Origin of the sequence: Heminiphilus faecis, from assembly GCF_008728965.1 — a bacterium.
Taxonomy (GTDB): domain Bacteria; phylum Bacteroidota; class Bacteroidia; order Bacteroidales; family Muribaculaceae; genus Muribaculum; species Muribaculum faecis.
Window position 1 is genome coordinate 22,157 of record NZ_VSMC01000018.1, and the last position, 15,039, is coordinate 37,195.

At 50.9% G+C, this 15,039-nt stretch carries 11 protein-coding genes; 3 read left to right on the forward strand and 8 right to left on the reverse strand.

The features are described 5' to 3' along the window. Nucleotides 1-13: 13 nt before the first annotated feature. The 6 genes from FW767_RS08755 to FW767_RS08780 form a co-directional block, all read right to left on the reverse strand. Nucleotides 14-1,066: a FimB/Mfa2 family fimbrial subunit gene (locus tag FW767_RS08755; RefSeq protein ID WP_121699689.1), complete on the reverse strand. Its 1,053-nt coding sequence runs from the start codon at nucleotides 1,064-1,066 to the stop codon at nucleotides 14-16. Nucleotides 1,067-1,078: 12 nt separating this feature from the next. Beyond that, nucleotides 1,079-3,070 (reverse strand): Mfa1 family fimbria major subunit, encoded by a 1,992-nt coding sequence (locus FW767_RS08760; protein WP_121699688.1) that lies wholly within the window; start codon nucleotides 3,068-3,070, stop codon nucleotides 1,079-1,081. A gap of 19 nt (nucleotides 3,071-3,089) precedes the next feature. Continuing rightward, nucleotides 3,090-4,520, reverse strand: coding sequence for a DUF3868 domain-containing protein (locus tag FW767_RS08765; protein WP_121699706.1), 1,431 nt, complete (start codon nucleotides 4,518-4,520; stop codon nucleotides 3,090-3,092). Nucleotides 4,521-4,535: 15 nt separating this feature from the next. Further along, nucleotides 4,536-5,120, reverse strand: a complete 585-nt coding sequence (locus FW767_RS08770; protein ID WP_121699687.1) for a DUF3575 domain-containing protein — start codon at nucleotides 5,118-5,120, stop codon at nucleotides 4,536-4,538. 1,079 nt (nucleotides 5,121-6,199) lie between these two features. Further along, complete coding sequence (locus tag FW767_RS08775; RefSeq protein WP_121699685.1) at nucleotides 6,200-6,925, reverse strand: glycosyltransferase family 32 protein; 726 nt, start codon at nucleotides 6,923-6,925, stop codon at nucleotides 6,200-6,202. A gap of 14 nt (nucleotides 6,926-6,939) precedes the next feature. Continuing rightward, nucleotides 6,940-7,695, reverse strand: a complete 756-nt coding sequence (locus FW767_RS08780; RefSeq protein ID WP_121699684.1) for a glycosyltransferase family 2 protein — start codon at nucleotides 7,693-7,695, stop codon at nucleotides 6,940-6,942. Between the two features lie 121 nt (nucleotides 7,696-7,816). Between FW767_RS08780 and FW767_RS08785 the strand changes: the two genes are divergently transcribed. The 3 genes from FW767_RS08785 (at nucleotide 7,817) to ypfJ (ending at nucleotide 12,511) form a co-directional block, all read left to right on the forward strand. Then, on the forward strand, nucleotides 7,817-9,049 hold the full coding sequence (locus FW767_RS08785) for an MFS transporter (protein ID WP_235898092.1): 1,233 nt from the start codon (nucleotides 7,817-7,819) through the stop codon (nucleotides 9,047-9,049). A gap of 204 nt (nucleotides 9,050-9,253) precedes the next feature. Then, complete coding sequence (locus FW767_RS08790; RefSeq protein ID WP_121699683.1) at nucleotides 9,254-11,545, forward strand: NADP-dependent malic enzyme; 2,292 nt, start codon at nucleotides 9,254-9,256, stop codon at nucleotides 11,543-11,545. A 93-nt stretch (nucleotides 11,546-11,638) separates the two neighbouring features. Further along, on the forward strand, nucleotides 11,639-12,511 hold the full coding sequence (gene ypfJ, locus FW767_RS08795) for a KPN_02809 family neutral zinc metallopeptidase (RefSeq protein WP_121699682.1): 873 nt from the start codon (nucleotides 11,639-11,641) through the stop codon (nucleotides 12,509-12,511). Here ypfJ and FW767_RS08800 read toward each other — a convergent pair. Both FW767_RS08800 and FW767_RS08805 read right to left on the reverse strand, forming a co-directional pair. Next, complete coding sequence (locus FW767_RS08800) at nucleotides 12,496-14,718, reverse strand: hypothetical protein (RefSeq protein WP_121699681.1); 2,223 nt, start codon at nucleotides 14,716-14,718, stop codon at nucleotides 12,496-12,498. The two genes, ypfJ and FW767_RS08800, sit on opposite strands and share 16 nt — an antisense overlap. Then, nucleotides 14,715-15,008 carry a RyR domain-containing protein gene (locus FW767_RS08805; protein WP_121699680.1) on the reverse strand — a complete coding sequence of 98 codons (294 nt, stop codon included), beginning with the start codon at nucleotides 15,006-15,008 and terminating at the stop codon, nucleotides 14,715-14,717. The genes FW767_RS08800 and FW767_RS08805 overlap by 4 nt, the downstream gene beginning before the upstream one ends. Nucleotides 15,009-15,039: the final 31 nt, after the last annotated feature.

Sequence of the window (15,039 nt, forward strand, 5' to 3'; positions counted from 1 at the left end):
TATATCAAAGTGTTTAAAACTCCGCATCATTTATACGCACCACCCAGTCATTGACCACGATGCGCGTATTGAGCCAAGTGCCGTCAGTGCGAAGAAAGAAGAAAAGAGTATAGTCGCTCTCACGGTCAAGATACTCCTGCGTCGACTTTATACTGTAAGGAGGCTGCTTGTAGCGGTCGCTACAGAGCAACGCCAGATATTTTATCAGCGGAAAGTCGATGACTGTGGCTCCGTCGCCGCTACGTGTTATGAGCAGACGCGGAGTGTTTTTGGTCATAAGCCTCGATGTGCTCATCTCGGCATAAGCCACAGTCACAGGCTGCGGCACCACCTCGTCGCCGAGAATTGACACACCGGTCTGCGCCTGTCCGGTAGCCCACGGCGTATACACCACCGGATCCACGCCGTCGGTGATAAGATCGTTATCATGGCCGAAGAGCGAATTACAGTCGGTAATCGAGAAGTCAAAGTCATCGGGATGCACCGTACCGCCCTTTTCCTGCTGAAGTACGACGCGGATGTTGTTGGTATTCTTCATCATCTTTACCGTGCCTTCGGTGTAGAGGTCGGACGTAGCGAGCGACAGCTCACCCCAGAACATGTCATGGAGACGTCGTTCGGCAGGTTGCGGCGAGTATACACGATCAAGATGCATGAGCGTGCTCAAGTCAATACGGCGACTTTCGGGCGCGGGCTCTTTAACAAGTGAAAAGGCGGCCTTGTCACAGGCAAGTCCTCCGAAAGCCACGAATTGATAGTTTCCCGGCTCGAGATCGAGGGTCATGCGGTAGGATTCATCCTGAAGCTCGGCTCCGGTGACTGTCTTTTTATCCACGAAATTGCCATCATTGTCGTAAATGAACAGCGACAGACAGTCGACCTGCTTTGGAAAAGCGTTAGCCCACTCCATGTTGTAGTCATATACGAAGCGGAGCCTGACACCATGGGGGCACGGGTCAAGGTCTTCGTACAGACTCTCGCACGACGTGAAAGCAAAGCCCATAGATGCGATGCAGCACATCGCACCTATAAGCCGGGATAATACGGTTAATCTCTTGCCAAACATGTTTGGATAAGTTTAAAATTCGATATCATTTACGCGTACAACCCAAGGAAGAGTCTCGGACTGAACATCGAAGTAAACGTTGCCTTCTTCGTCAGGATCTTCGGGATCAACGGGATCGGGATCATTCTCCGGCACGCGGGGATGACCGAGACGGCGTATGTTGGTCACCGCAAGTTTATATACGTTGTTGCGCACGACGGCAAACTCCATGGGTCCCATGACGCCGTTGTTGCCGTTATCGTTGTGGCGGTTCCAATAGAAGTAGAAGCAATAGTATCCGGGACCGTACTTGTCATCACGGCTCGACTCATAGAGCGTGAAGTCACAGGCGGTGGCAGCCTTCTTGAAGTCAAGCAGAGTAGGATTGTCATTGGCTTTCTTGTCATTATGCCATATATTCCACTTATAGTCGGGCGAGGCAGGGTCATTGCTGTATATGGGAGTATCGCCGGCAGCAGGGTCGTTGGCTCCTGCAGGATTACCGAAAGCGGCCTTGTACATGTCGCTACCCTTTCCGGCAGCAAGAGCTGCAGCGCGTACCTCGGTCCAAGTAACGTATATGTCGTTGGCATAAGTGTACAGAATGGGATCCTGACGAGAGTTGCCCTCCGCATTCTTTACAGCATCGGCAAGAGTGCCAGTAATGCCGTCGGGTACAATCATCTTACCCTTGAACACCACTCCGGTCGTAATGCCGACCTGCTGATTGGCCACCGGTCCGGGTATAGTGTTTTCGGTCACATAGCGCCATACATGGTAGCCCGCCACCACGTTATCACCGGGCGTCCAGCCTTCATCATTGTCCTCACGGCCGCCAAGGACATCGGTTATAACCGACGTATACCACTGGTTACGAGCCATCTCATTGATAAAGGCGCCATTATCGCTTATATTAAACAGGCAGAAGTTGAAGTTATCGGAAAAGGTATTGTTTTTGATGATGGAGCCGTCGGATTTTGCTGCGGCATCGGTGTCTACGACATAATTGCAGTCATCGTCGCTGTTGAAATACTCCAGACCTCCGACAGTATAGTTAGCGCCGGCATTGTTGGCACCGGGAACCATACCGTCGTCCGATACACGGCGCAGGAAGTAGAAGTTCTTGCTCATATTGACAAGAGCCATTTTCTGAAGCTGTATCTGCAGAGCAGTCTTTCCACCCTCAGTGACTACATCGTAAGTGTTTGCACCTTTGGGGCTGCCGTCACGAAAGTCGAAGCGGGCCACGCTACGCTCCACTTTAATAGCGCCGCTATTATCAATCTGACTGTCAGAGTCACCGTCTTCATGATTTTTACCCGAAAGTTTGAACGCCGTAGAAGGAGACGAGTGGTGTTCCCAGTCCTTATAAGTCTTCGGAAGTGTCTTGACCACAGCTACGGCCGAAGTCATAAGGAAGCCGGTTTTGTGTTCAGGACCGCCCCATATAGCGGAGTTCGAAGCCGAGCCGGCATCAGGAGTCTCGATGTTGGTGCACACTTCATCGATCCACTTCTTGTCATGGGCGGTAAAAGCAGTGGCAACAATAGCTTTAAGCCGCTCGGTAGGATTGCAGAACAGCCATACGTTCACTTTCTGACGTTGCTCGTCGAGCACACCGTCCTCACCGCCGTAATATGCGGCCAGTGTCGACTTGTCGATTTTCTGGGTAGAATTGACAAGATTGGTCTTTCCGTTCTCAGGTGTAGCCGATCCGTCCTGTTCTCCATAAGCTATGATCAGGTCATCGTTGTCAGTAAAGACAAGCATCATGTTGTTCACGCGATTTTCATCATCGCTACCTACTTCCACTCCGCCGGTGCTTCCGCCGCCGGGCTTGGGATCGGTTTCGCTACGGCCGCCGTTGTTTCCGGTCGGTAGTTTGGCCACAATGTTAAGATATACTGCATCATTAGGATGTACCGGTGAAGGTTCATCGCCTGTCAGTCTGTCGCTGCTGCAGCCTGTCATAATGGAGGCCACGGCAAGTGCGAGAAACGATTTGCTCCAAAATTTCTTTTCCATAGATATATAATGATTTTGTTTATTTTATTTCGTTTATATGCTTTATCATAGCGGTGGCTTTAGCTACACCTCGGCGCTCGGCCTCGACAAAAAGCCTCAGCGCACTGTCATAGTCACCTGATATGGCCGCATAGACACCGCGGGCATATCCTGCCTCGGGCGATGAACCGGCATTATCGAGGTAACGTTGCGCCCGTTTCATATCGCCGGCCTGCATAGAGGCATTGGCGGCATTAAGATTGGCCACGGGGTCATCGGGATACATGCGCACGGCTATATCGAAGGTTTCCTCAAATTCGGCACTACCGGGCACCATGTCGCGTGCGGCAAGATACATCTCGTTAAGACTCAGTTTAGAGGGCTGCGTCTTTATCAGACGCTTGATCTCATCAATGTCGGTATAGGCGCGCACCTCATACTTGACGGCATAGTCAGAATGACGAAGACCGGGATAAACCTCCTTCAACAGGAAAGCATAGTCAACCGGATAATTGCGCTTGATTCTGGCCTCCTTCTCGTCGGGGTCCATATCAGTGCGTATAAGAGCAAGGATGCCGTCTTTAGCAGCGAGCGACGATGAGGCCACATAACGCTCAAGACCGGCCCAGTCCTCAGGCTCGTAATCGGTCGATATGATCGACTCGGGAAACGAATACTGTTGCTGCACGTAGTTCTTTAGCGACTTTGTACGACCCTTGGCGAGACGCTCGTTGTTGGAATACGGACTCTCGGGCGAAGCGTAACCCTTTATGGTCAGCTCTATGATGCGCGAGTCGGAGTCGTTGCGTACGGCATCGATTGTGGCTATTATCTTCTGCAACTCGACGGGATTGCGGCGATAATCGGGATAGATCTCGGTGCGGCTGACAGGGAAATCTATATAGGCCGAGCCCTCAAGCACATTGATCTTTTGCATGGCCTCTGGGCGAACGTAAATAAATTCGGGAGCGAACTTCTTCGGGTGTTTCGGCTCGAGATCGAGCGCCAGCAGCGGTGCAGAGCCACCGTCAAGTGACTCGCTGCAGCAGCCGCAAGTCTCGTTGGCGGCACCCAAAACGGCCTTACCCATCCAAGCCACGTAAGGCACCACGGTGCGGTACTTTATAACGGAGGTCTTGCCGCTGCGGTAAAGTTCAGTATCAGAGGGCTGCACACCGTTGCGCAGATGATGATAGTAGCGGCTGCGGCCTGCTACCATTACAGCCGGCAGGTCGAGAGTGTCGGCTCCGGCAGTAAGTCGCGGAGTGATTATAACCTCGCGGTTGGTTGACACATCGAGTGTCGAGACATCGATGTCCATCGACACAAACAGTTTATCGTTGTTGCGCGACACCGCTACATCGCGCATGGTTACGCGTCCGTCCATTATGGTCTGCGCCACAGCCGAGGGCACACCGCAAAGCAACATAGCGAAACACAATATATTTGCGATTGAAATGATCGGTTTCATATTCATCGAAGTGATTTAAAAGGTATAAATTAGATTTATGGCCGCTTTGGTAGGACCTACATAGTTGTGGGCCTTGTCGGAGGCCACTTTGGTGCCGCAATTGGCGCAGGGGTACACGTCATAGCGTGTGTAGACCCATCCGAGTCCTATCTCGGCCTCGATATTCCAGTGACGGTCTATTATCCAAGAGTAGCCGTAAGCCAATCCTGCTCCGACAGCCCACCCCTGATAACGGTGGTCGGTAAGTACGGAGAAGTCGGTACCGAGGAAGTTGAGTGAATTGTGTATGTTACCGGCATTGTACTGACCGCCCAGCAAATGGGCACCGACAAAATGTCCGGCAAAACGGTCGCAGAACCAATAGCTTGCCTCAGGCTGAAGCAGCCAATGCTTCCACTTACGGTCGCCGACGGTCCATAAGTTCATGTCGGCCGATACATCTAAGGTCCACCGCGGAGCGAGTCCCACCTCCACGCCGGCATTGACGTTCAGCAATGCGTCATAGAGCAGATTGGTCTTCACCGCGACATCCTGCGCTCTAACTGTCCGAAGCAACCCTGTCGAGAGCACTATCAACAGTAGTAAAATCGTTCGTTTCATCTTTAGATTATATCTGGTTTGTTCTTTACTATTTTGCACAACAATGGCTGTCACGCCTGAAACAGTCAGACGATACAACCGGCCGACCCCAAAAGGCCGACGCATAATCAATACCCCCTGCCGGGTCACAACAAAGTGACGGCTCAGAGTAAAGAAACGGATGAGAACGGGCAATAAATCGGACGTTTGTCGATTGGTGTCGACTTTTGTCTTTTCACACTCTTACAAAATAAGAAGGATTCTACGTTAATAAATACTTTGCACTTTTCCGCCAATTCATGTCTTATCTTTCCGCATTTAGACCTCTTACAGAGGTGATTATCAAGCCTGTATAAAGCACAATAACCCAAACAATCATTTATGGCTTCCGCGCCATTCACAAGCGATGATTTTTCAAGGGACAAAGCTAAAAAAAAAATCAGCTCATTTCCAATTTTTTTATCCAAAAAATTTGGAAAATTTTCGATTTTTTGAAAATTTCGGCAGTGAGATCGGCGCCGGGAGCACAATGACAGTCGCCGTTTAACAACCGTGGTGTTCAGCTGAGGGTAGGGGCGCCAGTAGTACGGCGCCCACAAAGCCGGACAGACATACGGGTTGCTGCCGGACAGCCATATGGGTAAGTGGTTGTAGATGACCATGCGGGGCGAAGCCGGACGCCGTGGTACTGGCGTCCCTACCGGCATTGCCGACGTTTTATCAGCGGGGAGTGTACCTGAGGCACTTCATATATGGATATAGAGCAGGAGGTAGGGGCGCCAGTAGTACGGCGCCCGCAAAACCGGACGGACATACGGGCAAGGCGGCTGTGGATTACCATACAGGGCGAAGCCGGACGCCGTGGTACTGGCGTCCCTACCGGCATTGCCGACGTTTTATCAGCGGGGAGTGTACCCGAGGCACTTCATATATGGATATAAAGTAGGTGTAGGGGCGCCAGTAGTACGGCGCCCGCAAAACCGGACGGACATACGGGTTGCTGTAGGACGGCCATACGGGTAAGGCGGTTGTGGATGACCATACGGGGCGAAGCCGGACGCCGTGGTACTGGCGTCCCTACCGACATTGGCGACGTTTTATCAGCGGGGAGTGTACCCGAGGCACTTGGCGGCACAGGGAAGGGCAAGAAACGAGGCGGCCGAGCGGCAATTGTAGCGTGTGGCGAGGCCGCGGAAGAGCTTCAATATTTTGCCCCACGGCGACAGGCGCTTACGATGCCAAGCCCCTGCATAATGGTGGATGCAGACCGTATTGTCAGTCTTACATATGGCTCCTGTTCGCCAGTCTTTTGCGCAAAAATAGTCGATAGGATATACTTTTACCTCATTATCTATGTAAGGAGCAATCTTTGGTGTCAAAATCTTAGGCGATGGAGTACGCACGGTTTTACCGAACATGTTTATAAAATGACGGTTCTCGTAATACTCGACGCACTTCTTGAGCCATGAAGCTCCCGGACATGCGCCGACAACTCCAAGCCCGATAGCCTCTGTTTCGTACCCGAGAAAAGCCTTATTATCCAGAAACGGGTCAAGACTTTTCAGCACTTCTATATCAGTGTCAAGATATATGCCGCCATATTTATAAAGTACGGCCGGACGCACAAGGTCGGCAACAAACACATAATTGGCGGTAGCATAAGCCTCACGGGTAAAAGCACATGCCGACACATCGAAGTTGGTCTCGTTCCACAGCACAAATTCATAGTCGGGCATGACTTCACGCCAATGGTCAATAAGGCGAATCATGTCGGCGGGTATATCCTTGGGACCAAACCACGAATAGTGTATTATCTTGGGTATCATGATCTATTGTTCTTTTATTTCAACCGACATTCAGTGACCTTTGCCATGATTGACATCTGGTACATGCTCTCGAAATAAGCTCTGACAACTCCCCGTCGTCCGTAACGGATATTGCCCTTGAGTATATAACACTTGAAGAAAAACCAGAACGGCCGCATAAGCATGGACACAACGCCGTAATTCTTGTGGACACGCTTGGGCACTTCATTGTCGGAATAACGGTTAAGTTTGGTGATGCGGTCGGCGATACAGGCATCGTTTATATGCAGTATGCACGCATTCTTACGTGACACACGCCCTACCCTGCCGTCAACCACCGGACGGGCATGAATGACCGGGGGCCAGTCGACCTTGTCGCGCCTGAAAAAGCGCACATGGTACTCTGAAACATGTCTGTCAAACTCACCCATATACTTATTGACAAACGGTATATCGATTCCCTCCGGGCAATCGGGAGACATAACTCTACCATGCAGATACTTATGCAACTCGGGAGTCACAAGCTCGTCATCGTCAAGCACAAGCACCCACTCGTTGGAAGCACTGCGTATGGCCGTATTGCGGGCCGGCTCGCATATATTTATATTGCCTTTGGGAAATGTGACGACTCTACATCCGTGAGCGAGAGCTATGTCGACCGTGTCGTCGGTCGACTCCATATCGCACACCACAACCTCGTCAAACCCCTTCAGGGAGTCAAGCACTTCCGGCAGATATTTTGCGGAATTATACGTATTGATGGCGACCGATATCTTATGCATATCTTCCATAATCGAACTAACTGGAGGTAAGTCATGCAAAGATACGAATTTATTTCATAGCTATCGCTTATAGCTGAATATTTAGTAATTTTGCACCTCATTTTCATATTACATATTATATATCGAAAATATGAATGACGATATGACATACGGGGAGCACCCCTCATCAACAGCGGCTGCAGCCGAGGATAAACTATGGAATTCCGACTACCTGAAAGTGATGTGCAGCAACTTTCTACTGTTTTTCGCATTCTATCTAATCGCTCCACTGCTGCCATTGTATCTTAACGACCGTTTCATGGCCGACAAGGACACCATAGGCATTGTGCTGTCAGGTTATGTCGTGGCCACACTGATGATAAGGCCGTTCAGCGGATTCATGGTCGACAGTTTCAACCGCAAGAAAGTGCTCATGTTGTGCTTCTTCGTGTTTTTCATATGCTTCGCAGGATATATAGGCGCCGGCACTCTTCTTATGTTTGCCATAGTACGCACCATGCACGGCATACCTTTCGGCGCGGCCACAGTGGCCAACAGCACCGTGGCCATTGATGTGCTCCCCTCCTCGCGCCGCAACGAAGGCATAGGGTTTTACGGGCTCAGCAACAATCTGGCCATGGCCATAGCACCGTCAGCGGGCATATACATATATTCGGTTACCGGCGACTTCCCTATGCTCTTCTGGATATCGCTCATTCTGGCCCTTGCAGGCTTCATATGCACCTCGCGCGTCAGAATACCGACAAGAGAACTGATAAAAAACAAACCCAAGATGAGCCTTGACCACTTCTTTCTCGGCAGGGCATGGCTTATGGCTGTCAATATCACGCTGTTTGGTCTGTGCTGGGGCATAATGAGCAACTATGTGGCCATATACGAACAGGAAGAACTCGGTGTGGCCGACGGCACGGGCATATTCTTCATGATGCTCTCCGGCGGGCTGTTTATATCGCGACTCTATGGTTCCAAGTCGCTGCGTGCGGGCAAAATCACCCACAACTGCGCCAGAGGCGTACTGCTGTCACTGGCAGGCTACACACTCTTCGCCCTCGCATTCGGAGAGTGGAGCTTCTACCTGTCAGCGCTCCTTGTAGGCCTCGGCAACGGTCAGATGTACCCGGCATTTCTTAATATGTTTATAAAGGTGGCGCGCCATGACCAGCGCGGCACAGCCAACTCGTCGATACTCATATCATGGGACCTCGGTATGGGCATAGGCATACTGCTCGGAGGTTTTCTTGCCGAGTACATAAGCTACTCGGCCGCGTTTTGGGTCACTGCCGCCATGCAATGCGCCGGCACAATGATGTTTCTGTTCTTCACCCGGCACTTCTACATGCGCCGGAGGCTGAACGAGAACTAAACAAGTGCAGCATCACCAATGCCGGTAAACTATTTGCCGGTATTTTTCGTTTTTTTCATAAAAACATCGCAAAAAGCATAAATACACCATATATTTTTTATAATTTTGCAGCAGAATGTAACAATACAGCCTCGAAAGAGGATATTTATGTTACCCCAAACGCGTTTCAGCTAACAGAATGTAATCAGACTAAAAGAATATAACATGTCAAAAGTAACCAAAGAAATGGCCCTCGAATATCACCGCGAGGGCAAGCCGGGAAAAATCGAAGTCGTACCTACCGTGCCCTACTCCTCACAGCAGGACTTGGCACTCGCCTATTCTCCGGGCGTGGCATATCCGTGTCTGGAAATCGAACAGCGTCCTCAAGACGCATATGAATATACCAACAAAGGCAATCTCGTGGCCGTAATAAGCAACGGCACTGCGGTACTCGGTCTCGGCGACATAGGCGCCCTTGCCGGAAAACCGGTAATGGAAGGAAAGGCTCTGCTTTTCAAGATTTTCGCCGGACTCGACTGCTTCGACATTGAAGTCAACGAAAAAGACCCCGAAAAATTCATTCAGATAGTAAAAGCGCTTTCTCCCACATTCGGCGGCATCAATCTTGAAGACATAAAAGCACCCGAGTGCTTTGAGATAGAACGCCGTCTGAAAGAGGAGTGCGACATACCGGTAATGCACGACGACCAGCATGGCACAGCCATAATATCGGCAGCCGGCCTGCTGAACGCGCTGGAAATACAAGGCAAAAAAATCGAGGACGTAAAGCTCGTGGTCAACGGCGCCGGAGCGGCCGCCGTAAGCTGCACAAAACTCTACATAGCACTCGGAGTGAATCCGGCCAACGTGGTGATGTGCGACTCCAAAGGCGTAATCAACTCCAAACGCACCGACCTGAACCCGCAGAAGAAAGAGTTTGCCACAACACGCGACCTCGACACTCTGGCCGAAGCCATGAAAGGAGCCGACGTATTCCTCGGTCTTTCGGTAAAAGATGTCGTGACACCCGACATGTTGCTGTCCATGGCCGACAAGCCTATCGTATTCGCTCTTGCCAATCCCGATCCGGAGATAGCCTACGACCTCGCCGTGAAGTCGCGCCCCGACCTCATCTTCGCTACCGGACGTTCCGACTATCCCAACCAGATAAACAACGTACTCGGCTTCCCCTACATATTCCGCGGAGCTCTCGACTCCGGAGCCACAGTCATAAACGAAGCCATGAAACTGGCGGCAGTCAAGGCCATAGCGGCACTCGCCAAAGAGGCCGTACCGTCAGTGGTCAACGCAGCCTACGGCATGTCGGATCTGCACTTCGGCCGCGATTACATATTGCCCAAACCCCTCGACCCGCGCCTTATAACCACAGTGGCACCGGCAGTAGCCCGTGGCGCCATGGAATCGGGCGTAGCCAAACGTCCTATCACCGACTGGGAAGCCTACAACGAAAAACTCCGTCAGTTGATGGGCTACGACAATAAACTCATGCGCCGCTTCACCGAAGAGGCACAACGCAATCCTAAACGCGTCGTGTTTGGCGAAGCCAATACCGACAACATGCTTCGTGCCGCCGTCACCGCATATCAGGACGGCATATGCATACCCGTGCTGCTCGGCAACGAGGAGATGATCGAAAAGCGCGCCGCACGTCTCGGCCTCAATATAGAAGGCATACAGATCGTCAACCTGCGTCATGACCGCGAGGCCGACCGCCGTTCACGCTTCGCCATGTCGCTGGCCGAAAAGCGCAAACGCGACGGCATGACCTATCCCGAGGCACTTGAGATGATGTTTGACCGCAACTACTTCGGCATGATGATGGTCGAGAGCGGCGAAGCCGATGCCATGCTTGCCGGCACATACTCCGGCAGCCACAGCCCGGCGGAAATAGCACGCGAGGTTGTAGGCATACGTCCGACATACAACCACTTCGCCACAATGCACATACTGCGCACCAAACGCGGCGTCTACTTCCTTGCCGACACGATGATAAATCACGACAACGACGAGGAGACACTGCTCGACATAGCACGTCTGGCACGCAATTCGGTCGAGTATTTCGCCCACGAACCGGTCATGGCCATGGTGTCATACTCCAACTTCGGGTCAAACAAGGAAAAAGAGCCGCAGGTCGTGCACAAAGTAGTCGAAAAGATGCACGAACTATATCCCGATCTGCCCATCGACGGTGAGATGCAGGTACACTATGCGCTCAACAAGAAGGTACGCGACGCCAACTTCCCCTTCAGCCGTCTCAACGGCAAGGATGTCAACACACTCATCTTCCCCAACCTCAGCGCGGCCAACACAGCCTACAAGATGATGCTCGAGATGGGACTCGCCGAAGCCATAGGCCCGATCCAGATGGGTTTGAACAAGCCCGTACACTTCATCAATGTCGACGCTGCCGTACGCGACATCGTCAACCTCGCCACGGTAGCCGTGCTTGACGCTGCCGTACTTGAAAAGATAGGCAACGACCACGACAAGTAATCGGCGACCTACATATTAAAATAATGTCAGGGAGTCAAAACCAACAGGCTCCCTGACTTGTATTAAATACATCATAACGATAATTTAACCGATATGCGACTTAACGGACGACGCGAAAGCAATAATATCGACGACCGCCGCGGCAGACGCGGAGGCTTCCCTCTTAAAGCGGGAGGTCTCGGCATAGGCGGCATGATCATAATGGGCATCCTTTATTGGGTCATGGGAGGAAATCCGCTTGATGTGGTAAAAGGCAACGGCGGAAGTATGTTTGGCGTGCAGGAATCCGAAGCCACCTACACCCCATCTGCCGAAGAAGAGGAACTGGCCCTATTCTCGCGTCAGGTACTTGCGTCTACCGAAGATGTATGGACCGAAGAGTTTGCAAAGCTCGGCCGCACATACCGTCCGCCTACACTGGTGCTTTTCACAGGCTCCGTGCAAAGCGGATGCGGCAATGCCTCGGCATCGACCGGACCGTTCTACTGCTCGGCCGACGAAAAACTATACATCGACTTATCTTTTTTCAGCCGTATGCGCCAGACTCTCGGCGCTGACGGAGACTTCGCCTATGCTTATGTCATAGCACATGAAGTGGGACACCATGTACAGCATCTGCTCGGCACCCTTGACAAGGCTCACTCGGCTATGGCCGGACAAAGCGAAAAAGAAGCCAATAAAACAAGTGTAAGGATTGAACTGCAAGCCGATTTTCTTGCCGGAGTATGGGGCTATCATGAAAACCGGCTCTTTCAGTCGCTTGAAGAGGGCGACCTTGAAGAGGCGATAACCACCGCGTCGGTAATCGGCGACGATTATCTTCAGAAGAAAGCACAAGGCTATGTGGTACCTGATGCATTCAACCACGGACGTTCCGACCAGCGTATGCGCTGGCTCAAAAAAGGTCTCGCCACAGGCGACATAAGGCAGGGCGATACCTTCTCGGGCAGCTACAGTTCACTGTAGAAGTCTATCATGTCACAAAGTTCCGTGATTTTCTTATAAACACACACCGATTCACTGTAACAATCTATCATGTCACAGATCATTGTGACTGCCTCATAAACGGCCTTTAGCGTTACAATCTTGAAGCCACCCAATGCAAGTATCTTGGGCATGTTGTCTATGACATTACGGTCTTTAAATATGTCCTTACTCAGTACTGCGTCAGCCTTCATGCGTTCAAACGGTATGATCAGATTATGGCAGAACCGACTGTTGTCACGCACGGATGAATATCGCCATCCGTCGATAGTACGCTCCGCATTCCATCGGTACTTCTCCATGCGCATCATATCCTCCAGTTTATCTTTAGAAATTACCGACGGCGTCTCGACAGTCGCGGCATCGTCATGTATTATGCCGCAGCCAAACACATGGCAGAAATTGGGATAGCAGTCAAGCTGATAACGGTTGGCCCACTTCATGTTTTCCGGCAGCCTGTACCACGCGGCCATAGCATCGGCCTTCTCCTTTTCAAATTCGCAATAATCAGAATCGCCGGGGCGACATTCACCTGACAGCACCTTCGCATATTTTTCATAATGTCTGTCAATAAAACCTGACGACTCATAACTGTAGTTTATGTAGGCCGCCAGCCTATCATCAAGCACTTTCTTTCGTATGCCTCCGGCATGCATGCCAAATATCTTCACATTCTTGAAGCGCCCGGTGAAATCATTGTGTATAAACTGCCCCAGACCGTTGAGCTTCTCCTGACGTATGAGCACCCGGGCGTCGCTCTCGTATACATCGGGCGGCAATGACAAGCCCATCGACAATCCGAGATCAGGCTCATAGACACATATCGCCACAGTAAGTTTACACAACTTGTCACGACTCCAGTCCACAAGCTTCTTACGCATTACGGGTGAGTTTATATCATCGTTTACATAATCCACGTCAATATCATATATCTGCGTGCCTATGTTAGGGAACTGTGCCTCAAACGTATCCTTAAGCTTATCCATATAACGGTCGACTACGGTAATGCGAGTCTTGACGCGCTGTTCAGGTGTTTTGGAGTCGTCATAGTTGGCATAATGGCACACCCTGAGCGCCTCAAGCAGCAACGCACGCCCCATGCGGTTAAAGCCTACAATGACAAGATGCACATAATACTCCGATGACCGAGAGGCAAATGTTGACAGTGACTCATCAGTCCGTACGAAATCCAGCAGGTCGTAGTCGCCCGACATCCGGGTCTTTTCGTCGCGATACAGTCCCCACAGGCGACGGCTCCACAACTCATAGAAGTTAAACGGTCTGTAATACAGATTGGGCTTGGAGGCGTTGGTGTAGAGTACCTCCTTCCTTATATAATATTCGGGAGGCAAAGTAAACTTCTGTATGCTGGAGTAAGAGGTTATGCGGCTGAACTGAACATAAGTCACAAGAGGAGTATTATGAAGCGGCTTGTCGCGCAATTCGTTGATATAGCGCAGCGACTCTATATTTTTTGAGTCGCGGCCTATCTCCCCTTCCTCGCCAAATACATACACCTCCTTGGCCGCATTGAAATTCAGGCCCGAAAGATCCTCCTTGGAGTTTATGTTGCCGGAATATATTATCAACTTATCGGTCACGGTATCGTCCAGTTGCGAAAACAACATCTCCTTGACTGATGACACATTTTGTCCGGTCATAAGAACGATGGGACTATCCGACGTAGCAACGTCATTATGCAGATCCATTATCAGACTCGGCACAAGCTCATCATAACCGAGAATAATGAAATGCTCCTTTATGCGTTTATAACGAAACTGTCCCGACTTCAGCGCATCGACCCTTCGTTCGATTATATTTGATATAGTAGATATAAGCAGTCCGCCGAAAAATATCGACCCCGTTATGCCGATACACATCACACCTATACGCTTCCATCCCGTCCAAGCTCCGGAAACCTCCATGCCGTTGCCGGGATCGACAAAGACGTGATACATCTTCCATAGACGCGAGCCGACAAAATCGCCGCGTCCTTCAGCTATGAGCGTATAGACAGCTATAACCGTAGCAAACAGAGCAAGTATTGCGACAACGACTACCGCAAGAGTCAATACCTGCACTCCCATGCCTCCGGAAACAGCGTTATCAATCATCCTCAACGGATGACACGCAAGATTTTCAATAAATCGGGACATGCGGCACAGCAGTCCTGCCTTTTTGTGCTTCATGACTTCTTTTCTATTGTAAAACCGAGTTTGGTCACCAGCTTCAGAGTCTCCACCGCCGTATTGCGGTCATAGTCCTTCTCTCCTTCGGAGAGCTGCTCGTAAGGCACCAGACCGGGATGTCTTTTATTTATATCATCGCGGTTCTCGCCGTAAGTCCATCCCTCGGTCATGCGTCCTTGCGCCCATACCTCATGCACGTTGCGGGCTATTGACTCGGAAAGTTCAAGCAGTTCGGGAGAAAGGACCACATCATCGGTCGATATAGGTTGGGGAATGTAATGTTTTGTCATGATCCTGTTAATTATTTTTCACAAATATAAG

Excerpts from the sequence above, each read along its gene's own strand:
- FW767_RS08755 (WP_121699689.1), bottom strand. The coding sequence starts at position 1,066 with ATGTTTGGCAAGAGATTAACCGTATTATCCCGGCTTATAGGTGCGATG.
- FW767_RS08760 (WP_121699688.1), bottom strand. The coding sequence starts at position 3,070 with ATGGAAAAGAAATTTTGGAGCAAATCGTTTCTCGCACTTGCCGTGGCC.
- FW767_RS08765 (WP_121699706.1), bottom strand. The coding sequence starts at position 4,520 with ATGAAACCGATCATTTCAATCGCAAATATATTGTGTTTCGCTATGTTG.
- FW767_RS08770 (WP_121699687.1), bottom strand. The coding sequence starts at position 5,120 with ATGAAACGAACGATTTTACTACTGTTGATAGTGCTCTCGACAGGGTTG.
- FW767_RS08775 (WP_121699685.1), bottom strand. The coding sequence starts at position 6,925 with ATGATACCCAAGATAATACACTATTCGTGGTTTGGTCCCAAGGATATA.
- FW767_RS08780 (WP_121699684.1), bottom strand. The coding sequence starts at position 7,695 with ATGGAAGATATGCATAAGATATCGGTCGCCATCAATACGTATAATTCC.
- FW767_RS08785 (WP_235898092.1), top strand. The coding sequence starts at position 7,817 with ATGAATGACGATATGACATACGGGGAGCACCCCTCATCAACAGCGGCT.
- FW767_RS08790 (WP_121699683.1), top strand. The coding sequence starts at position 9,254 with ATGTCAAAAGTAACCAAAGAAATGGCCCTCGAATATCACCGCGAGGGC.
- ypfJ (WP_121699682.1), top strand. The coding sequence starts at position 11,639 with ATGCGACTTAACGGACGACGCGAAAGCAATAATATCGACGACCGCCGC.
- FW767_RS08800 (WP_121699681.1), bottom strand. The coding sequence starts at position 14,718 with ATGAAGCACAAAAAGGCAGGACTGCTGTGCCGCATGTCCCGATTTATT.
- FW767_RS08805 (WP_121699680.1), bottom strand. The coding sequence starts at position 15,008 with ATGACAAAACATTACATTCCCCAACCTATATCGACCGATGATGTGGTC.